This window comes from Paenibacillus sp. J22P218, assembly GCF_056269195.1.
Genome location: NZ_JBWDNL010000004.1, coordinates 272,453 through 292,551, shown reverse-complemented (window position 1 = coordinate 292,551; position 20,099 = coordinate 272,453). Strand labels below are relative to the sequence as shown.

Genomic DNA, 20,099 nt, shown 5'->3' with positions numbered 1-20,099 from the left:
GCAATGCATATCCGGGCTTTCATTTTAATATGCCGAGCTTATAATCGTTGTACCCGCCATGTAATGATGGTGGATTACGTATCGGTTTTAATCTCGTCCCATGGCCGGTCCTTGTATCGAATGAGCCAATTCAGCGCGTAATGCCTCTCGTACACGACGCCGTTATCCAAATCCCCGGGCGTTCGGCGATCGTTAATCCTGCTGTCCACGCACACCCAGTTATAACGGTAAATGAGGTCCGCTGCGTCCAATATTTCATTCACGCTTCGCAACCGGGCACTCGATTTGAATGCTTCAAAGCTGTCATATCGCTTCAAAATAGAAACGGCTGCCCCAACGTCGCATACGCCGGTAGGCTCGTCCAGCTCATGGATAAAGCCTAGCGCCCATAGCAGCACAAGATAGCCCTCGTAACGCCATGAGAAAGGAGCGGCTTCGTCTATCTTGGGGCTGCGGTTACGAATAAAAGCTTGTTCAAGGGGCGAGAAAAAACCGGATGCGCCATACAGAGCCGTAACCCGTTCGACAACCTCATCTGTATCCTCCTCGCTCTCGCCGCTGCCGACACACTCGCCCTTCAACGCCACGATGCATAAGGCAACGGCGCGTTTTGTAATATCATCTACGCTCTGAATACATGCGCCTTCGTTCGGCAGCGCCGCAGGCAAGTTCTTGTTGAACGGAATGCCGCGTTCCGTTAAGATCCTCTCTGACCGCACTTTGCGACTAAGCGCCGTTTCCATCTCTTTCAGATCGCCGTGCAAGTGACTGGTATGGGCTGTTACTTTGAAATCATTCACCTCCGAGTTGCCGTCCAGATCCATCAGAAGCTTTCCGTCCCAATGAAGCAGCTGTCGGCTTCCCCAAAATACGGGGCCGTCCAACCGCTCCGCAATCGAGAGCAATTCTTTATAAAACGCGTCGGAGATGTCCTCCTCCGTCTCGATGCCGATGACCATGTTGAGTGTCGATATTTTGATCAACAGCTTTTCGTGGACGAGGCTGTTTTTAGCCTGCAGCTGCGCGAAGAAATTTCCCATTCCGTTAATCATTTTTGCAAACTCGTCGGGCTGGGTACGGCTGGTCATGATGGTAAAGCGGTTAACGGTTTTAGCGAACCATTTTTTGCGGGTCACTTGAATGTTCGTGCCGTCTTCGGTCACTTGGATACTGTCTTTCGGATAGAGCGCTTTGATGAGGTCCAAGACTTGATTAAGGTCGAAATTAGAGCTGTAGATCGCACAGTTTTTCATTGAACTCTCCACTCTTTCTCTAGTTAGTCAAAATAATAGGCATTCGTTAGTTGTTCGGATCTAGTCCGGGCGGCAGTTCGTTCCCATCGAGAGGGAACCATCGCAGTACGCTTCTAGGCGGATTGCCCAATCCTTCCTCGAGCGAAAAGGCTTGCCAGTCCATGCCGCCGGGACCGTTAATCGTATCGCCGTCTTGGATGACGGGACCGTTCTTGTACACGTAATCGGACACGTTCCGCAGAAAGTTGGCGACCTCGTTCGGATCATGGGAGCGGCGGTTAAACACCGCTTCGTGATCGTCCGCGTCCAGTTGGAGCATGCCTACCGTATCCATCAACAGCCAATTTTCTTCCTGCGGGAGGTTGAAGAGGCGAACGTTAGACCAGAGCTCAAGCGGAGGAAGCTGAGACTGCTCAAAGCGCTCGAATAGCTCTTCTATCCGTGCGTCGGAAGCGAGGCATTCTCCGTTCGGGTTGAAATAGCAGAGCGCTTCAGGCAAGCGAAGCAAAGCTTGCGCAATGGCGGTTACCTCCATTAGCTCCGCAAAAGCGTCGTAATCGGCGGGCAAGACAGGGGTATCATCGTTTGCTGCCCCATAGGTATAGGTGGATCGTATGCGTATGAATGCGGTATGATCTTCGACGGCTTGTCTCCCTTCGGGGTAACCCCATGCTTGCTGAGCGGAACGCTCTAAATTTCCTGGATAGGTATAAGGGCCGAAGAAGCCCATCGTCCAAGCACCGAACAATGTCGCATCTACTGCAGGGTCTCCCATATCATCGGGCCAACGGCGATCGACAATATCGACTGTAATGACGCCGTTTACTTCGGGACGATGCCGAATAAGCAGGCTTGGTCCGCTGAAGACCCATTGCTCGGCATTTTCTTTTATATGATCGGTACTAAATCTTTCATTCAGTGCAGCTTCAATGCTGCGGATGGATACGGAGCGTGAAAGTAGGATAGCTACTCCCTGTGTGAAAAAACCTTTTGGCATAACTCTACCTCCTCTTCGAATGGTTGAATGTTTACCTTCCATATATCGACAAAACATTTTATAGTTTGGAGAGGCCTAAAGTTTTGAACGTCCGATTATCGATGCACAAACAATTTACGTTGAAGTGAAAGGAGTGAGGGGGATGAAGGAAAGATTCGCAACATGGGCGGAGCAGTGGGTAAATCTGCTGGAGAGGTTGGGGCGGAGAGGAGCCCGGGTCCGGCCGCTTGCCATCAAGCCTCCTGCCGAAGAAGAGGAGTTGCTGGAAGCGGAGCGACGAATCGGAATAGCGTTGCCGCAAGCGGTGCGCGAAATATTGCGGGAGGGTTCCCGCGAAGTAAACGTGACGTGGTGGCTGCCGGATTGGACGATTGTGCGGTTCTCGTCTTCGGGCGATTTCGGGTGGAGCTTAGATGATATGGAATGGCCGGATTTCGGCGGCGATTTGGATGTGGCTGGAGGTCGGTATTTGGCTTTCTATTGCGCGCACAACGGGGATTACGTGCTATTCGACAGGGAGAAGGATCCGGAAGATCCTGCCGTAGTAGGCTGGAATCATGAGACGGACGAATTTATTTTGCTGGCGCCTTCTTTTCAGGAATACATCGAGCGTGTAACCGCACTCAGCTGTATAGGAGCGGAGTGCTGTGAATACGAGTCTTACTGCGACGGTCAGGGACTTGATCTGCATGGAGAGGCGGCACTCGGATGGACAGAGTGGATCGAGCAATATCTGTCGACGACACTGGCGGATGCTGCATCGAATTTAGATAAGCTTGTTTTATATGCTTCCATGCATGGTCTTGAAGATGAGCGGGTTAAGGAAGCATTCGACACATACGACTCGGCTATCGTGCTTCGTGAATGGCAGCAAAGGTTGGAAAGTGAGTCCGAATCGCTCCGCAAAAAAGAGTGGTGCGTGCTGCTTGCCGGTACGGTAGGTCCGGTTGCGACCGATTGGGTGCGGTCTTTATGGCGTGATGCCTCGCATTCGTATTCATTGGTTGGAGAGCCGCTCCACTACTTGACCGCCGCATGTTTGCCATTAGCTGAGGGGCTGCATTTGGTGTGCGGCGAGCTGGAACGTACGGATGAGGGTCGTAAAATAAGCGGCTTTACGGCAAACGGAGCGTTGAGGTTTTTTCGCAATCGCGCCGCTCTTACTTGGATGGAGAAGCATGTTTCATTCCCGATCGATGGCTGGGACAGCTTGTTCGCGGTATCTGAGCCCGAATGGAGCGATGTTAGGCAATGGCTTGCAGGGAACGATGTGCAGCGACATACGGCTGTTTCCGGTTTAGGGCTAATGATCAGGGGAAAAGCTTCTCCGAGCGGAGAGCCTGATGCTGCATTACTGATAAATTTATTGGAAATGGTTAAACGACAATCGGTGCTTCGAAAGGAAAAAGAGCGGGTCGATCTGGTTCTCTCGCATTTTGCGGCTGAATGGCGATAAGCTGGCATGAAAAAAGAAGCCGGAACGCAGAAACGTTCCGGCTAGTTATTTGCTGAAGTTATTTATTCGTGCTGTGCTGCTTGTTGCCAAGATTGTTGGCTGGCGAGCCTTGGCCGTTGCGCCGCTTATTTCGTTCAGCCTTGCGCTGTGTATCATGCACCTTATCTACAAACTCCTTCGTGCTTTCCATCCTTGTCACCTCCTCGTCTTTACCTCTTACAGGTATCTTGCACAATCCGCATGCTTATCTTATCCAAAAAATAATTATAATTGCGCGAGATGTGAACTCTCCCTTATTATTATTTTGTGCCGTAAGAACTACATCATATTAGTCCATCAGGCTCATTAATAAACTCTTCGATAGGGGTGTTAGTATGGATGTGTATGTTGTAGTGCTGTTCATTCACATTATTGGGGCAGTGATGGGGCTTGGAGCGGCTTTTTCGTTCCCGATCATCGCCAAATCCGCCAAGACGGTGACGCAGGCGAAGTATACGCTGCAACTGCTGAAGAAGCTCGAGATTATGCCGAAGGTCGGCAGTATTACGCTTTTGATTACCGGGCTTGTGATGGGAATTTTAGAAACGGCATTATTCAGTCAGTTTTGGTTCATTGCCTCAATAGTCGTATATCTGGGTACGCAAATCGTCGTCATCGGATTTTTACCGAAAACGATGAAAGCGCAAATCGATTTGCTGGAACAAACCTCTGGAGAGGATTTGCCTTCGGAATATGCGGTTATCGGCAGAAAATCGTCGCGTTTGGAAGGGATTGCTCATGCCAGCGCCTTCGTGCTCATACTTTTAATGGTATTCCAGCCGACATTTTAGGTTTATAATAGCAGTGCATAGTCGAACCTGCCCGAGGGCAGGTTTTTTGGCATAAATAGATGGAAATAGGCGGAAGGGGCTTGGGCAGACGATGTATAGAGTAATCGCGAGGGCGCAATTGAAGCGAGATGCAATCATAGAAGAAACCTGTGGCGAGACGATGCTGCAGCTCGTTCGCAGCGGTCAGCTTATGACGGGTGCGGCATTCAGATGGGGAAATCATTTGTTCGTTTACGCGGAATGCATGAATGAGCCTCTAGAGGCGGATGTTCTTATGCCGGAGGCGATGGATTTGCTGGAGGATTGGCCGGGTCAAGCGATCAAGCGAAAGTGGATTCCGATGATCGATGTGTTTCACTTTAACGCGCCGGCAAGCCGGGAACACTGGCTGCGCAAGGAAGCGGTTGAACGCCGCGTGGGGCGCGTCGCGCACTTGAAGCCGGAGATGGCTGCCAGCTATATTTATTACCACTACCAGCTGCAAGAGGAACAAGCTTTCCATGGACCGAAATATGAAATAATCGCTATTCACGAGAACCTATTGTTCGGTTATCAGGAATTTCCCGCGGTAGTGGAGCAGCCTGAGCTGCCGGGCAAGCTCGGTACGACAGGTACGCCAAGCAATTGGGGCGATTCGCGAATGGACTTGCATTTTCAGCCGTGGGAGGATGGACATCTGTATTTTAAACCGATCGAGACGCTGTTTGCATATTATGGAAGCGAATAATATGAGCTGAAGAGCTGGTAATCATTTGCCTTTGCTTGGTCAATATGGTACGATATGATTAGTCGTCAGACATGAAACCCAATTACAAATACTACAGATGTACATAAACGATAACTGCCCCTAAGCGTGCGCGATAGAGGCAGTTTTTCCTTTTTTGTGCGGAGGAGGCTGACTATGTATAATCGTAAAAAACCGGCCGAAGAAGTGCCGGAGGAAAACACGAAGGTTTGGACTTGCGAGACGGAGGGCTGCAACAGTTGGATGCGGGATAACTTTGCGTTTGACCACGTTCCAAATTGCACATTCTGCCACGCACCGATGGTAAGCGGCATGAAGATGCTGCCTACGCTAGTCAACACGAACGCCGACATGAAATCGTTGAAAAAAGGAACGGCAATTACGTAGTGTTTAGTGATTGTCGTGATTAAATTAAAGGCTGGAGATCAAGCAGCGGGCATCAGCGCCGTCTGCTTCGATCTCCTTTTTTATTTTCTCGATCCCCGTCGTTTACTTTCCTCCGCCACCGCCGTCATCGCCGTAATGCCGCTTGCGGTAATCGTTCGGAGAGCAGTCTGTCCATTTCTTGAACACCTTGCTGAAATATTTCTCGTCTTGGAAGCCAACCTGCTCGGCGATCTGCGTGATGCGAAGCTGTCCGTTCGCGAGCAGCTCCTTCGCCCGCTTAATGCGGCATTTGGCGATGAAGTCCGAAATGTTCTCGTTCATCTCCTGCTTGAACTTCCGCGAAATATACTCCCTGCTCAAGAAGAAACGGCTTGCGATCTCTTGCAGCGTAATATCCGAATGCACATGCTGCTCGATGTATTTGGCAATGTCGTAAATAACGCCGCTTTCCTTGTCCCGTTCGGCGATGCGCTTCGCAGACTGGCAAGCTTCATCGAATACAGAGTGCTTCCATTGTTCATAATCGAATTGGCCAAGCTGAGTTACCGGTAATGGGTAAGCGTTGCTTGTGCGCATGCCTGCATTCTTCTCGGCTGTCGCCCCGTCATCATGCGTTTCCCACATGGATTTGGCCAGCTCGAATTGTTGACGCCACTGGCCTAGCTGCTCCAGTGAAACATACCCGCTCTGATCGAGCGCATCGAACCACGGCTGCATGGCGCGGCGGATCTGCTCCTGCTGTCCGCTCTGGACGGCGAAGCGAATTCGCTCCTCATGCTCGCTCCACATAAGCAGCGGGTTCTTAGCGGCATGGGCCGTGCTTGGCTCGTAGAAGTGAAGATCCGAGCCGCTGCCGAGCAGGTTGCGCCGCTGCAAAGCGAGCTTCGCTTGCTGATAGGATGCAGCTGCATCGTTTGGAAAAGCGTTCGGCAATCCGATGCCGAAGACGAAACGCGTCTTAAGCGCTTTGAAGATAGCCTCGTTAATCTCGCCCAACAGCTCAGGCGCATTCTTCGCTTCACCCCATAGCAGCAGCGCCATCTCCATCTCATTTCCGCGATAACGGAACGCGTAGCCGAGCCCTTTGTCGCGAAGAAATTCATTGCATATATTCGTCAGCGCGAAGAAAAGCAGATCCAGCCCGGCGGCGAACTTGGCTCTGACAGCCGGAGGAGACAGCTCAAGACTGACAACCGCGATGCGCGTATGCGGCATCGGCAGCGTAAGGCCAAGCTCCTGCTCCATCGTCTCGGCAAATGCCGGGTGATTGCCGGGCTCGCTGATTAATGTTGAGAAATATTGCTCCAAAAAGATCGGCTTGAGTTGATTCAGCTCCATGTTCATATGGAGGCTGCGGCTGCGCTCCTTCTCCTCGCGTTTCCAACTTTCAATCGCCGTCGCGAGCGCGGACGTTAACTGCTCGGCATCGATCGGCTTCAGGATATAGTCGATGCCGCCGTATTTCACCGTCGTACGGACGAAGCTGAAGTCGTCATGGCCGCTAATGACGATGATTTTGCTGGACGGAGCATGTTTCGCGGCCCATTCCAGCAGCTTCGTGCCGTCCATATTCGGCATCATCATATCGGTGAAGATGATCTCCGGCTTCTCCTTCTCGATCAGTTCAATTGCGTTTTGCCCGTCTTGGGCTTCCAACAGCGTATCGATCTGGAATGTATCCCAAGGGACAAGGAGCCGTATCGCTTCTCTTACATGTTTCTCATCATCGATGATCAAAGCCTTCATGGCTCATTCTCCTTCGCCCAGCGGAATGTGAATCGTAACGGAAAAGCCATGCGGTCGAACCTGCTCCACCTCGATAGCCGCGGACGGATGGAAGTGCAGCCGCAGCCTTGACAGCACGTTCTGAAGCCCGATGCCGCCAGCGTCCTGGGACGATGCGGAAGCGGATTCCTGCGATGTCGGAGCTTGCGATTGCAGCATTCCATGAGAAAGCGGCTTATCCAGCTCATATCGCAGTTCGGCGAGCCGTTCATCCGATATGCCGATGCCGTTGTCCAGCACGCGAATGGTTAACTGGCTGCTATCCTCGTTCAGCCAGCTTGCGATTGTCAGCTCGCTCGGCGAATCCGCTCCCGCGAAGCCGTGCTTGAAGAAATTCTCGAGCAGCGGCTGAAGAATCATCTTCGGGACGAGTATACGGCGCGTGGCGTTATCGATCTGAAGCTGAATGCCAAGCGCTGTATCGAACCGCTGCTTCTGCAGATCGAGATAAGCTTGCGCATATTGCAGCTCGCGGTTAAGCTCGACGACCGAATCCATCGTATTCATGTGGTATCGCATCATTTTGCCAAGCGAAGTAATGAGGGAGTAGGCTTTGTGGTCGCCGTGCTGAAGCGAGACCGTCCCAATGGATTGCAGCGCGTTATACAGAAAATGCGGATTAACCTGCGCCTGCAGCGCCTTGAGCTGGTTCGTCTTGTTGGCGAGCTCCAGCCGATATTCCGCCAAAATCAAGTTGTTGATCGTCTGCATCATCGAGCGGAAGCGGCGGGCGAGCAGACCGATTTCGTCATTGCTTTGAATGTCGATCGAGACGTTCAGATTGCCGGTCTCGATCTTGTTCACATATCCGATCAGCCGCAGGAGCGGCTTCGTGAACGTAATCGAAATGAATAGTGTGGCGATAACGACGATGGCTAGAAAAGCGGCGCCAACCCAAATGTTGATTCGCGCGACGCGGTCGGCGGCGCTGTACAGATGGCTGTATGGCGTCTGCTTGACGAGGTACCAGTCCATGTACGGTGTTTTGATCCGATCGTAAAAAATCATTCCTTCGAACGATTGCTCCGTCCAGTCGAAATGTCCGCTGTCCTCACTGGAACTATAGACGCTGTCCATCCAAGCATGGTCGATCTTGCCGCCGATCTCTTCTTGGTTGGAGGCGAGAACGATCTGCCCTTTCATATCCACGATATAGAAATCCTCTTTGCCGCTGTCGTACAGCTGGCGGTTCAGGTCCTCGAGCACCGTCAGGCGCACGTCGATGGACAGCTCGGCAAGCAGCTCCTCGCTCGGCGCGCGGAAGATCGGGCGGTGCAGCGTAAAAACCATCTCGTCATTAGCGCCGGACTTGACGTTAAGTCCGTAATTATGGCTTTGGTGAGTGGCTTCGATGGTTGCCTTTTTGACCGTCTCAGCCAGTGTGTCCTTGTCATTTTCGCCGACTCTGATGTCGTCGTTCCAGAGCAAATAAGTCGCGTTTTGCTTGACGACATAGAGCCGAACTTTATTGAATTCGCTTACGCTTTGGTAGATGCTGTACAGATGATCCTTGAGCAGGTTGCGGTTGTTAATGACATCCGTCAAGTCGTTCGGAAATACCTCGTCCTCCAGGCTGCGCTCCAAAATATAATACAACGAGCGAGGCACATTCATGGAGTTGTATACGGCCAGCGACTTCTGGTTGATGTTGCTCATGTAGTTCATAATGTTCGTTTTCCCTAGAGAGAGCAACTGCTTGTTTTTGGAAATCGCTTCTTCCGTAATCGAGCCCGTCGTGGCGTTATAGGAAATAATCATGGACGTTGCGATAGGTAAAATGGTAGCCGCCAGCAGAAGCAGCATGAGCTTATTTCGTATCGTGTTGAACGGTTTTCCAGGTTTCAAGTCGCTATTCCTCCCGCTGATAGGCGCTCGTTGCTCACGGCGACAGCCGTTTCGCCTTGTGGATACACAGTAACCGATTGAGCCAAGGATGGTCAATATATTCCACCAACGTTATCATCATCCTCGGTAGTCCGCATAGGGAGCATGGTTTTATACTTTGGATGTGGGGAAGGCATAAGCTTGTTTGATCCCACGGCCTACACAGGTGACACGAAGATAGAGAAAGGGGACTAGATCGCGATGTCCAAAGGATTCACTCGAAAAAGATGGAGCGAATGGGCGCAGCAGACCGTATTCGTCGGTCCAGGCCTCATTGCTTTCATTCTGATTGTGCTCGCGCCGTTTGTTATGGGTTTTTATTATATGTTTACCGAATGGGACGGCATTAATATAGGCGACGCCAAATGGACCGGCATGCGTAATCTGACGAAAATTTTCACCGATGACGAGAGGTTCTGGGACGCGTTCCTGTTCACGCTCAAGTTCACGATTGCCGGAGTGCTTATTACGAACCTGACTGCCTTCTTGCTGGCTCTCATGCTTAGCCGCAACCTGAAGAGCCGCAATGTGCTGCGGACGATCTTCTTCCTGCCGAATGTCATCGGCGGATTGCTGCTCGGCTACATCTGGTATTTTATTTTTGTAAGGGGCTTTGCCGCGATCGGCGAGGCGACAGGTATCGGATTCTTCAATCTGCAATGGCTCGGAACACCGAATACGGCCTTCTGGGGCATCGTTATCGTGTTCGTCTGGCAGACGGCCGGTTATATGATGATTATCTACATCGCCGCGATGATCGGCGTGCCGAAGGATTTGATCGAGGCTGCGAAGATCGACGGCGCAGGCATGTGGCAGATGCTTCGTTCGGTGACAGTCCCGCTTATTATGCCCGCGATTACGATCTGCTTGTTCCTCACGACGTCGAACGCGTTCAAAATGTTCGATCTGAACTTGTCGCTCACTTCGGGCGGACCGGGCAACGCAACGGAATCGATCGCGCTGAATATTTACCGCGAAGCGCTCGGCTATAGCAGATACGGACTTGGGACGGCGAAGGCGATGATCTTCTTCCTCGGCGTCGCGCTCATCACGGTTACGCAAGTGTGGATTACGAAGAAGCAGGAGGTGGAAGCCTGATGGAAACAAGACAAAAATATACGCCGCTCCTGTTCGTTACAGAGATTATCGGTATTCTACTCGCATTATTGTTCATTGCTCCGTTCTACTTCTTGATCGTCAACTCGTTCAAGAAGCTGGGCGATATTCTTCTCAATGCTTCATCCTTGCCGGAGAGCATTAGCTTCATCAACTTTCAGAGAGCCTGGGAAGCTGTAGAATTCCCGCGCGTATTCATGAATTCATTCCTTGTAACTTCGGTCAGCGTGCTTACGCTGGTCGTCATCAGCTCGATGATGGCTTACCGGCTCGTACGCAGGCCGACGACATTCAACAAGCTGTTGCTTACAGCATTGATCGCCGCCATGATCATACCTTTCCAATCGGTCATGCTGCCGCTTATGCGCGTTACGTCGTGGCTGGAGCTTCGAGGACATTTTCACGGGATCGTTATTTGCTACATGGGCTTCGGTATATCACTCTCGATGTTTCTGTATCACGGCTTTGTTAAGTCGGTGCCGCTGGAGATCGAAGAGGCTGCGGTCATGGACGGCTGCTCCCCGTACGGCGTTTTCTGGAGAATCGTGTTCCCGCTCTTGAAGCCGATCTCGGTTACCGTTATTATTTTGAACGTACTATGGATTTGGAATGATTACTTATTGCCGATGCTAGTCATTAACGATAATATGACGACGATTCCGCTCGCCGTACAGAAGTTTTTTGGCCAATACTTGCGCAAATGGGATTTGGCGATGGCGGCGCTGACGCTTAGCACGCTCCCTGTCATTGCTTTCTTCCTTTTCCTGCAAAAACACATTATCGAAGGCATAACAGCGGGTTCTGTCAAAGGGTAATGCGTAAATAATCAAAATATTACACCTAGTTGTTCAATAATTTCGGTGTTGTGCAAGTTTGTTGCACAACTATAATGACGATGTAAACAAGAAAAGGCTTTAATTGTTAAATAATAAAGTTGCGGGAGGTCATGTAAGATGAAGAAATTATCTTTCCTTATGCTCGTCGCGGTTATGGTGATCGTGCTGGCTGCGTGCGGGGGCAACAACAGCAATAACGGCAATAACAAAGGGGCAAATAACGGCGGTACGAAAGCAACGGACAAACCTACGGAGGCTGCACAAACAGAGGCGCCTAAGAAGGACGTAACGATTAAGATCTTCCAATTCAAAGTCGAAATTGCGGAAGCGCTTAACAAGATGGCAGAGGAATACGAGAAAGAGACAGGCGTTAAAGTTGACGTAGAGACGCATGGCGGCGGCGAGGACTACAGCGCATTGCTGAAAGCCGAGCTGGCGGCTGGCGAAGAACCGGAAATCTTCAACTCCAGCGGTTGGGCAGGCTTCGATCCTTACGTGGATCGTGCTACTGATCTTAGCAACGAGGCATGGGCGAAGGATCTTGTAGAAGCTTCGAAAGCTCAAATCTCGCGTGACGGCAAGCTGCTTGGCATGCCGATGAACCTTGAAGCTTACGGCTTCACGTACAACAAAGACTTGTTCGCCAAAGCTGGCATCACGGAGCTTCCTAAGACGCTTGACGAGCTGGAAGCTGCTGCGAAGAAGCTGCAAGACGCAGGCATTACGCCGTTTGCTTTGACGAACGAGTGGTGGTCGATGGGTATCCACACGCTGAACATCGCGCTTGCTAACCAAGCTGACCCTGCTGCCTTCATCGAAGAAGTGAAAGCCGGCACGAAAACATTGAAAGACGACGCTACGATGAAGCAATGGGTACGCTTCGTAGACATTATGTTCGCGAACGGACAAAAGAACGCTCTTACGACGGATTACAACACGCAAGTTGCTGAATTCGCGGCTGGCAAGTATGCGATGATCCAACACGGCAACTGGATTCAAGGCATGATCGACGAAGTAACGCCAGGCATGAACCTAGGTATGATGCCTGTACCTCTTCTTGATACGCCAAACGTATTCACAGGCGTTCCGAACAACTGGATCGTGAACAGCAAATCCGCTAACGTGGAAGAAGCAAAAGCGTTCCTGAACTGGATGGTTACATCGGAAACAGGCAAAAAATATATCGCAACAGACTTCAAATTCGTACCTGCACTATCTTCGATCGAGCCTAACCCTGAAGCAATCGGCAGCATCGGCGGCGACTTCGCGCTATTCGCCAATGCCAACCCTGCACAAGTGAAAAGCTGGAACTGGGACCGCTTCCCGGACGGCGTAACGCAACAATGGGGCGCGGCGATGCAGGAGTACCTCGGCAAGCAAATCTCGGGCGACGAGCTGCTCTCGAAGCTTGACAAAGCAGTACAGGATATCGTGAAGAAATAATAGCGAGTAAGACGGAAAGCTCCGATCACACAGCTTAGGCTGCGCGGTCGGAGCTTTTCTTGTGCACGTTGGGATAGTTAATTGAGGCAGCATGCTGTTGCGTGCGGAGCGGAAGCGGAGAAGTAGAGGTTAAGACGGAAATTCCATCCTACTGACTCCAAATCAACCGCTATATAATGAATAGGATGAAATTCCCATCTTATAAACTTGGAATCGTCTAAAGGAATTGTCATTTGTTATAGAATGAGTAGGATAAGCTTAGTAATTCATCCTATTCATTGAATATCGCTCTTTTGAATGGAAATAAGACGGATTATCCATCTTAATCCAATCCAGGTCGGTTCAGGCCTGATGTCGAAATAGCTGGAAATAGTCCCGTTATTGATCGCGATGGCGTAATGCCGTCCAAATTAACAGGAGGAATTCCAGTTATTTCTCAAATCGCAGCAGTCAGGTTACCGATGTAAACACGTCTAACAGAGAAGAAGCCATCCCGCGCGGGGATGGCTTCTTCTCTGTTTACTTCTATGCAGCGACCGCGATTAGTCGCGGCTGAAGATTTTGGAGAGCAGACGGAGCATCTCGATGTAGAGCCATACGAGAGTGACCATGAGGCCGAACGCGCCGTACCATTCCATGTACTTCGGAGCGCCGCGCTGTGCGCCGTTCTCGATGAAGTCGAAGTCCAGCACGAGATTGAGCGCTGCGATGACGACGATAACGAGCGAGATGCCGATGCCGATCAGGCCGTTGCTGTGCAGGAAAGGTACGCTGATGCCGAACATTCCGAGCACGAAGCTTACCAAGTAAAGAAGGGCCACGCCTGCTGTAGCGGCGAATACGCCAAGCTTGAAGTTTTCCGTTGCTTTAATAAGTCTTGTCTTGTATGCGAGGAGCAACGCTACGAATACACACATCGTCAGCAGTGCTGCCTGCATCGTTATGCCGTTGTACAGCGATTCGTAATTAGCCGATAATGCGCCGAGGAAAAGTCCTTCTGCTATGGCGTAGACCGGTACTAAGTACGGCGCTGTTCTCGGCACGAAGCTTATGATAAGCGCCATCACAAGACCGATAATAACGCCGCCGATCATATAGCCCATGACGTTCTGGCCGTTGAAATACATGTTCCAAGTCGAGAACGCGCCGCCTAGCATTAATGCGAGCGTAATGAACGCTTTATTGACCGTTCCGTTGATCGTCATCGCGTCATTCAACGAATTGCCGTGCCGATCAAACGTATGATCTCTTAATGTCGGATTACCGCTTCTTCCTAACATGGGTAATTCACCTCATCATCATTTTGTCCCGATTCTATCACATCCTATGATGCTCATCCACTAGCAATGACTATTTCTTTCGCTGCGGGATCAATAGGCGCTTCGGATCGGAGTAAGAATGTAATACGTATCATGCCCTTGCGTAGTTTCAATAATGATCGGTTTCTCTCTTCCTGTCAGGCGTAAGTATATATGCTCGCTCTCAATAGCATCAACCATATCTTTCATATATTTCCCGTTAAAAAATACCGTAATCGCTTCCCCCGACCTCTCCGCAACCGTCACAGCTTCCGTCACATCGCCGATGTCGGGCGAAGCGGCGAACAATTCCGCATCCTCTTCTCTAATACGGAGTCCGATGATGTGCATATTGCCAGCCAACAGCGATACTCGTCCGACCGCTTCAGCAAAAGGGGCGGTATTCAGCTTGAGCGCTGTAGCTGTAGAGAAAGCGGACGGCAGCAGCTTGTCGGTCGGCGGGAATTGGCCTGGAATAAGCGACGTCTGCATGCTGAAGCTGCTTGTGGCGAACTGCACACCGTGTTCGCTGAAGCTGATCTGCGTGTCAACGGCGTTGTCGGTGAGCATTTTCGAATAATCGAGCAGATGCTTAGCTTCAATGACGATAGCTGTAGGCAAGCTGCCGCTGTCATCTGCGTGAAGTCGCGAGGAGCGGGATGCGAGCCGAACGCCGTCCGTTGCCAGCAGCTTCAGCTTACGGCCGTCCTCGAGTACGGACATGGACACGCCGGTAAGGACAGGACGCGCTTCCGATGCAGAGGCGGCGAAAGCGACTTGCTTCACCATACCTCGCAGCTCTCCGTTGTTAATAAGGAAAGATGAGCGCGCTACGCCATGCAAGGTATCCGGGAATTCATCGGCATTCATCGTTGCGAGCCTGTAGTTGGATTGGCCGGCTTGGATGTGCAAGATTGTATTCTCGATTAACTCGAGCGAAACGATGCCTTCTGGCAAGTTGCGGACAATATCGATGAAGTAACGGGCGGGAACGACGGTACTTCCTGCTTGCGCAACCGCAAGCGAATCGGAGGACGAGGGTAATTGATATTGCAGTGTCATCGTTAGTTTGGTGCAGGTCACCGTTAACTGGCGCATATCGGCCTGCAGCTTAATGCCTGCGAGAATGGGTTGGACAGGTCTTGCAGGCAGTGCTGCCGCGACATGCTGCAAGGCGTGATGGAGGTCGTGTCTCGCAATTTCAACTCGCATCGCGCTCACCGTTCTCCCGTTTGCTGATCGGACAAGTAAGCTTCAATCATGTTTCGTATCACTTCCGATCGTGAACGTCCGTCCTTCTCGCATTGGGACTCGATTTGCTCCCAAGTTGACGAAGGCAGCGTTAACGATATTTTTCTCGTTTCGCCAATGCCTTTGCGGCCGGCGCCGGTACGAGGCCCGCCTTGCGAGAACATGATCGATAGCTGTCCTTCGTGCTCGGGAATGCCGAGCTTTATTTTTTTCGCGGGCATGGGATTAAGCTCCTCGCTATATTTGATTAAGGTAACCTATTTCAAATACTCATTAACTTAACTTTACCATGCCGAGTTGCGGTTGGCAATATTTACAATGCAGGCTGGCGATAAGCACTTTTTCGCACCATCTAATGAAGTCGTGTTCATGGATAAAAAGGTTGCTGAAAAGGGACAACTTCCGCTTCGGCAAGCCTTTTTGGCCGTTGCCCGGCGGTTGGCATAAAACGAAAGTCCTATCCATATGGATGAGTATAATAGTGGCCGGAGAGGGTGGGCGCATGAGCAATCGTTACCCGTATTACAATCCGTATCGGCCGGGTAAACCGAGAGGTTACCGCCAATTGAACGGCCATGCCCTTGCATCGATGATACTCGGCATATGCAGCATCCTATTTTGGTGGACGTGGCTGCTAAGCATCGCGTGCGGAGTCATTGGACTGTTGCTCGGCTTCAAAGGCATCGATTCACAGCGACCAGGCTTAGCGAGAGTTGGAATCTTCACTTCGCTTATCGGACTTGGCATAGGCGCGATTTCCTTATTGTTCAGGGTGATTTCATGGTTGTGATGTGGATGATGATCGGATGCAGCCTAGTATTTATGATTCTTATTGTGGGGCTGCTATCCGGCAGCCAGCCGCATATTGATGAAGCGCAGGCTGAGTCCGAACGTGATGTTGTGCCAGTGCAGATTGCTTCGGGAATTGCTCAGCATATCGGAGAACGGGAGGAGCAGCAGGATTCCTACTGCTTCTCCGAGCTTCACGACAGAGAGGCGATTCAGAGACGCGGCGTACTGGCCGTACTCGCCGACGGCATGGGCGGTCTTGCAATGGGAGGCGAGGCGGGTCAACTGGCTGTGCAATCGATGCTTCAAGCTTATAGGCGGAAAGCGGATGATGAGAGCATTCCGCAAGCGCTGGAGCGGGCGATTCACGCGGCTAACCGTGATGTCTACGGGCTGGCGATAGAGCATGGGCTTGAATGGGGCGTAGGCACGACGCTTATTGCGGTTGTTGTGTCGGAAGACCGGCTGTATTGGACTTCGGCGGGGGATAGCCGAATATACCTGTACCGCGAAGGTGCGTTACGGGCACTTACGCAGGACCATATCTATGCGAAGCAGCTGGATGAGCTCGCCAAAGCCGGTCTTATGACCCGTGAAGAAGCGGATACGCATCCGGAGCGGATGCTGCTGACGAGTTACCTCGGTATCCCGGAGCTGCGGGAGCTTGATCGTAATTGGACGCCATTTCACCTGCAGCCGAAGGATTGGATCTTGTTATGCAGCGACGGCTTCTATGACGGGCTGACGGAGCTGCTGATGAGTGAAGCGGCGAAGCTTCCGCCTCAGCTGGCAGCGGAATATATGGTGCAGCAGATAATCGAAGAGGAACGTCCGTATCAGGATAATGCAACCGTCGCTATTTTGAAAATATAGAAAGATTATCGTTTCACTCTTATACGGTATCGGTACATATCGGCCTTTCGACGCTTCTACATGACTTGGCAACTAAAAAAGGCGGGCATAGGGATGAGAGATGATCGCATTTGCTTAGGGTGCATGGAACGGACGGACCGGGCGGCAGTATGTCCTTCCTGCGGTTATGCGGGGGGAACGCTGCCAAGCGCTCCGTGGCATTTGATGCCGGGTACGATTCTGAACGGCCGTTACTTGATCGGCAAGGTGCTGGGGCAAGGCGGCTTCGGCATTACGTATTTGGCTTGGGATCTCAGTCTCGAGACGAAGCTGGCGGTTAAGGAATATTTGCCTCGCGAGCTGGCGACGAGAAGTCACAATCAGCCGCTTATTAACGTCTATTCGGGGGAAGCGCAGCAACGTTATGCGTATGGGCTCGATCAGTTTCTAGAAGAAGCCAGGCGGGTGTTCAAGTTAGGACCGCATCCCGGCGTAGTGACGGTGCGTGACTTTTTCAAGGAAAATGGAACAGCGTATTTGGTCATGTATTATTTGGAAGGGCAGACCTTCAAGGAGTTTCTGAAAATGCAGGGCGGACGCGTGCCGTTTGTTATCGCGCTTGGCATTATGCGCCCGATCATGGATGTGCTGCAGGAGCTGCATGCGCATCACATGCTGCATCGGGATATTAGCCCGGAAAACATTTATATAACAACGAACGGCCAAGTAAAGCTGCTTGACTTCGGGGCTGCCAGGCAAGTGGCTGGCGAGCATAGCTTATCGGTCGTCTTAAAGCCGGGCTACGCGCCGGAGGAGCAATACCGAACGAAAGGAAAGCAAGGTCCGTGGACCGATCTGTATGCGGTAGCGGCAACTTTATATCGGGCAATCACAGGTCGGATTCCGCCTGAATCGCTGGATAGGCTGGATCAGGAATCGCTTGTCCCGCCTTTGCGGCTTCACGCGGTCATTCATCCTCATGAGGAAGCGGTGCTGATGAAGGCACTTTCCGTACACGCCTCCGATCGCTTCCAATCGCTGCAATCGTTTCAAGCTGCGCTTGAAGCGGGCAAAAAAGAAAGAAACGTATCTCCTTCAAAGAAGTCGCCTCATTCAAAGCTGCCTCAGCCCCCGCGTTCGCTTCCACAGCCTTCTCGATCTAAGAAGCAGCAGGTGCGCGCCTCGCTTGCTCGTCGCCGCGCCGTTCCGAAGTGGATGCGTTTCGCTGGAGGCGGGGGCCTGCTCCTTATTATCGTTATCGTGTTCTCCCTTCTCGTGCTGAATCGGGGATTCCGCGTGCCTGCTTATATTGGACATAGCAGCGACTCTGCCGTTAGAGACCTTAGGACCTGGAACATGGCTTACAAAGTAGAATATCGTTATAGCGAGTCCATTGCGTTAGGAATGATAGTTGATCAGTACCCGCTCGCAGGTACGAAGCTGGAGAGAGGAGAAACGGTAACGCTCATCGAGAGCCTTGGTCCGGAGTAGAAAGCTATTGCACGGTCGTTCGGTTTTTGCCGTTATTTTTGGATTCGTACAAGGCATGGTCGGCTTGTTGAAAACAGTAGGCTTTCGTCTCGCCCGGCGCAACGGCATGCAGGCCGACACTTACGGTGACGGGGCGCCGATTCAGCTCAGGAACAGGGTTTAACGCAATCGATTTGCGAAGGCGTTCAATGGAAGCGTACGCTTCCGCCTCACTCGTCTCGCATAACAGCACGACAAATTCCTCACCGCCATATCTGGCAGCGAAGGCATTGGCGGTAATGTGCTTGGAGATGCAAGCGGCAACCTGCTTGAGCGCAATATCTCCGACCCAGTGCCCGTATGTGTCATTGACTTGCTTGAAATTGTCGATGTCGAGTATCGCAAGCTGAAGCGGAAACGGACTTCGATTATATTGTTCAAGCAACTGCGCAAAATATTCATGAAACGACTTGTGATTATGCAGTCCGGTTAGGGGATCGATCTTCGTCATTCTCTCCATCACAATCGTTTGGACGAGCAGCTCCTGTTCGGATTGCATCGACTGATCAAGCTTTTCCACGAGCGCATGGCTGCGATGGATAACGCCAAGCCCCGTCATTGCCGCGCAGAATAGGATACCTCCGACTATAATAATCTCTACGAGATCCTCTTCCCTCACATAACGGCCGGGTTGAACATAGAGGGCTGCCATGGCCATCAGGCACATCGCTAACGTTATGATCAAATAACGTTTCTTGAAATACATCATCGAGATAAGCAGCGGGAATATAAGAATGATAGGTAAAGTATCGTAGCTGTCATGGATAAAGTAGAAGTACGAGTGCGAGGTTAATATGGATGAAATGACCGTCGCAAGCTCCATTCCGTTCGGCCATCTGCGGTAGACAATTTCCAGCGCAAGCACGAGCAGCAGAAAAATCGCGTTAGGTACGAGCATGCCGTTAAACAGATAGTTCACCGGCGTTAAGAAAGGAACATGCGGTGACAACACATAATGGATAAGGAGCATCGAGCCAAGAATAATCGTAGACATGGCCCAAAATAAGTTTAATATTCCGCGATTCCATTTTTGTGGAGTACGCATGGTTCGGTAGATGGGCAGAGACATAACATCCTCATTTCTAAAGGGTGAAATAATGAAAGACCGCTATCGATATCGTACCTGCAATGTTCTACGGAGCAGGCAGCGATTCCTTTATTATTCGACAGTTTTCCCTTCAAAAGTAAATTGGTTAGAATAACGCCGATTCGGGGAAATCTATGACGGATAACGGATATTTAAGCGGAGGCGATAGATGTGTATAGGAATGAGGAGCATACGGATCGTGAGCACAACGATCTTGTGACGGAGCGGGATATCGATCCGGCTTTTGGACTGTTTGCGGACGAGGAGCAGACGAGCGCCGTGCTGGACGCGACGGACGAGCTGTTGCGAAGATATCCGGATAGCGAGGCGGGTTTATCCAGCGCAATCATCTCGGGTGAAGGGGATAACGAGACAGACACGCCCGAGGAGATTTCGGCTGAGATGGCTGCCGTGCCGGATGCCGATGACATCGCAATGAACAGCCCGATAGACCCGGCGTCCCCGGAGCAGGATTTCCACGGCACGGATCTGCTGAACGGCGTCGGGCTGCATCCCGAGGAAGAGACGGAGGAGTAGTAGGGAGAAGGCGTCCGTATAGG

The 20,099-nt window shown here is 51.4% G+C and carries 20 protein-coding genes; 11 read left to right on the top strand and 9 right to left on the bottom strand.

Going from position 1 to position 20,099, the window contains the following annotated elements:
- Positions 1 to 74 precede the first annotated feature (74 nt).
- Positions 75 to 1,253 (bottom strand): DUF4272 domain-containing protein, encoded by a 1,179-nt coding sequence (locus AC0YN0_RS19435; RefSeq protein WP_475822725.1) that lies wholly within the window; start codon positions 1,251 to 1,253, stop codon positions 75 to 77.
- A 46-nt stretch (positions 1,254 to 1,299) separates the two neighbouring features.
- Entirely contained in the window at positions 1,300 to 2,250 is a 951-nt protein-coding gene (locus tag AC0YN0_RS19430) for a DUF4261 domain-containing protein (RefSeq protein WP_475822724.1), read from the bottom strand.
- 142 nt (positions 2,251 to 2,392) lie between these two features.
- On the opposite strand from AC0YN0_RS19430, the gene AC0YN0_RS19425 reads away from it, so the two are divergent.
- Positions 2,393 to 3,706, top strand: a complete 1,314-nt coding sequence (locus AC0YN0_RS19425) for an SMI1/KNR4 family protein (RefSeq protein WP_475822723.1) — start codon at positions 2,393 to 2,395, stop codon at positions 3,704 to 3,706.
- Positions 3,707 to 3,764: 58 nt separating this feature from the next.
- Here the strand turns inward: AC0YN0_RS19425 and AC0YN0_RS19420 are convergent, their stop codons facing one another.
- On the bottom strand, positions 3,765 to 3,896 hold the full coding sequence (locus AC0YN0_RS19420) for a DUF4023 family protein (RefSeq protein WP_337100816.1): 132 nt from the start codon (positions 3,894 to 3,896) through the stop codon (positions 3,765 to 3,767).
- A gap of 184 nt (positions 3,897 to 4,080) precedes the next feature.
- Here AC0YN0_RS19420 and AC0YN0_RS19415 point away from each other — a divergent pair, with 184 nt between their 5' ends.
- The 3 genes from AC0YN0_RS19415 (at position 4,081) to AC0YN0_RS19405 (ending at position 5,668) form a co-directional block, all read left to right on the top strand.
- Positions 4,081 to 4,536 carry a DUF2269 family protein gene (locus AC0YN0_RS19415; protein ID WP_442049415.1) on the top strand — a complete coding sequence of 152 codons (456 nt, stop codon included), beginning with the start codon at positions 4,081 to 4,083 and terminating at the stop codon, positions 4,534 to 4,536.
- A gap of 91 nt (positions 4,537 to 4,627) precedes the next feature.
- The gene (locus AC0YN0_RS19410) at positions 4,628 to 5,263 is read left to right on the top strand and encodes a hypothetical protein (RefSeq protein WP_475822722.1); all 636 of its coding nucleotides are present in this window, start codon (positions 4,628 to 4,630) and stop codon (positions 5,261 to 5,263) included.
- 174 nt (positions 5,264 to 5,437) lie between these two features.
- The gene (locus AC0YN0_RS19405; RefSeq protein ID WP_337100818.1) at positions 5,438 to 5,668 is read left to right on the top strand and encodes a cold-shock protein; all 231 of its coding nucleotides are present in this window, start codon (positions 5,438 to 5,440) and stop codon (positions 5,666 to 5,668) included.
- A 102-nt stretch (positions 5,669 to 5,770) separates the two neighbouring features.
- On the opposite strand, the gene AC0YN0_RS19400 is transcribed toward AC0YN0_RS19405, so the two are convergent.
- Positions 5,771 to 7,414, bottom strand: coding sequence for a response regulator (locus AC0YN0_RS19400; protein ID WP_475822721.1), 1,644 nt, complete (start codon positions 7,412 to 7,414; stop codon positions 5,771 to 5,773).
- 3 nt (positions 7,415 to 7,417) lie between these two features.
- Positions 7,418 to 9,298, bottom strand: coding sequence for a cache domain-containing sensor histidine kinase (locus AC0YN0_RS19395; RefSeq protein ID WP_475822720.1), 1,881 nt, complete (start codon positions 9,296 to 9,298; stop codon positions 7,418 to 7,420).
- A 240-nt stretch (positions 9,299 to 9,538) separates the two neighbouring features.
- On the opposite strand from AC0YN0_RS19395, the gene AC0YN0_RS19390 reads away from it, so the two are divergent.
- From AC0YN0_RS19390 to AC0YN0_RS19380, 3 genes are all read left to right on the top strand, one after another.
- Positions 9,539 to 10,435, top strand: coding sequence for a carbohydrate ABC transporter permease (locus tag AC0YN0_RS19390; RefSeq protein WP_475822719.1), 897 nt, complete (start codon positions 9,539 to 9,541; stop codon positions 10,433 to 10,435).
- Positions 10,435 to 11,268, top strand: coding sequence for a carbohydrate ABC transporter permease (locus AC0YN0_RS19385; RefSeq protein ID WP_337100822.1), 834 nt, complete (start codon positions 10,435 to 10,437; stop codon positions 11,266 to 11,268). The genes AC0YN0_RS19390 and AC0YN0_RS19385 overlap by 1 nt, the downstream gene beginning before the upstream one ends.
- 138 nt (positions 11,269 to 11,406) lie before the next feature.
- On the top strand, positions 11,407 to 12,732 hold the full coding sequence (locus AC0YN0_RS19380) for an ABC transporter substrate-binding protein (protein ID WP_475822718.1): 1,326 nt from the start codon (positions 11,407 to 11,409) through the stop codon (positions 12,730 to 12,732).
- A gap of 542 nt (positions 12,733 to 13,274) precedes the next feature.
- Here AC0YN0_RS19380 and AC0YN0_RS19375 read toward each other — a convergent pair.
- The 3 genes from AC0YN0_RS19375 to AC0YN0_RS19365 form a co-directional block, all read right to left on the bottom strand.
- Positions 13,275 to 14,012 (bottom strand): Bax inhibitor-1/YccA family protein, encoded by a 738-nt coding sequence (locus tag AC0YN0_RS19375; protein ID WP_442050133.1) that lies wholly within the window; start codon positions 14,010 to 14,012, stop codon positions 13,275 to 13,277.
- Between the two features lie 90 nt (positions 14,013 to 14,102).
- Positions 14,103 to 15,242: a DNA polymerase III subunit beta gene (gene dnaN / locus AC0YN0_RS19370; RefSeq protein ID WP_475822717.1), complete on the bottom strand. Its 1,140-nt coding sequence runs from the start codon at positions 15,240 to 15,242 to the stop codon at positions 14,103 to 14,105.
- Between the two features lie 5 nt (positions 15,243 to 15,247).
- Positions 15,248 to 15,502 carry a ribbon-helix-helix domain-containing protein gene (locus AC0YN0_RS19365; RefSeq protein WP_475822716.1) on the bottom strand — a complete coding sequence of 85 codons (255 nt, stop codon included), beginning with the start codon at positions 15,500 to 15,502 and terminating at the stop codon, positions 15,248 to 15,250.
- Positions 15,503 to 15,783: 281 nt separating this feature from the next.
- Between AC0YN0_RS19365 and AC0YN0_RS19360 the strand changes: the two genes are divergently transcribed.
- The 3 genes from AC0YN0_RS19360 (at position 15,784) to AC0YN0_RS19350 (ending at position 18,413) form a co-directional block, all read left to right on the top strand.
- Positions 15,784 to 16,071 carry a hypothetical protein gene (locus AC0YN0_RS19360; RefSeq protein WP_475822715.1) on the top strand — a complete coding sequence of 96 codons (288 nt, stop codon included), beginning with the start codon at positions 15,784 to 15,786 and terminating at the stop codon, positions 16,069 to 16,071.
- Positions 16,062 to 16,943, top strand: a complete 882-nt coding sequence (locus AC0YN0_RS19355) for a PP2C family protein-serine/threonine phosphatase (RefSeq protein ID WP_475822714.1) — start codon at positions 16,062 to 16,064, stop codon at positions 16,941 to 16,943. Before AC0YN0_RS19360 ends, AC0YN0_RS19355 begins: the two co-directional genes overlap by 10 nt.
- A 93-nt stretch (positions 16,944 to 17,036) precedes the next feature.
- Positions 17,037 to 18,413, top strand: coding sequence for a protein kinase domain-containing protein (locus AC0YN0_RS19350; RefSeq protein WP_475822713.1), 1,377 nt, complete (start codon positions 17,037 to 17,039; stop codon positions 18,411 to 18,413).
- A 4-nt stretch (positions 18,414 to 18,417) separates the two neighbouring features.
- On the opposite strand, the gene AC0YN0_RS19345 is transcribed toward AC0YN0_RS19350, so the two are convergent.
- Positions 18,418 to 19,446, bottom strand: coding sequence for a GGDEF domain-containing protein (locus tag AC0YN0_RS19345; protein ID WP_475822712.1), 1,029 nt, complete (start codon positions 19,444 to 19,446; stop codon positions 18,418 to 18,420).
- 264 nt (positions 19,447 to 19,710) lie between these two features.
- Between AC0YN0_RS19345 and AC0YN0_RS19340 the strand changes: the two genes are divergently transcribed.
- On the top strand, positions 19,711 to 20,076 hold the full coding sequence (locus AC0YN0_RS19340) for a hypothetical protein (protein ID WP_475822711.1): 366 nt from the start codon (positions 19,711 to 19,713) through the stop codon (positions 20,074 to 20,076).
- Positions 20,077 to 20,099 lie beyond the last annotated feature (23 nt).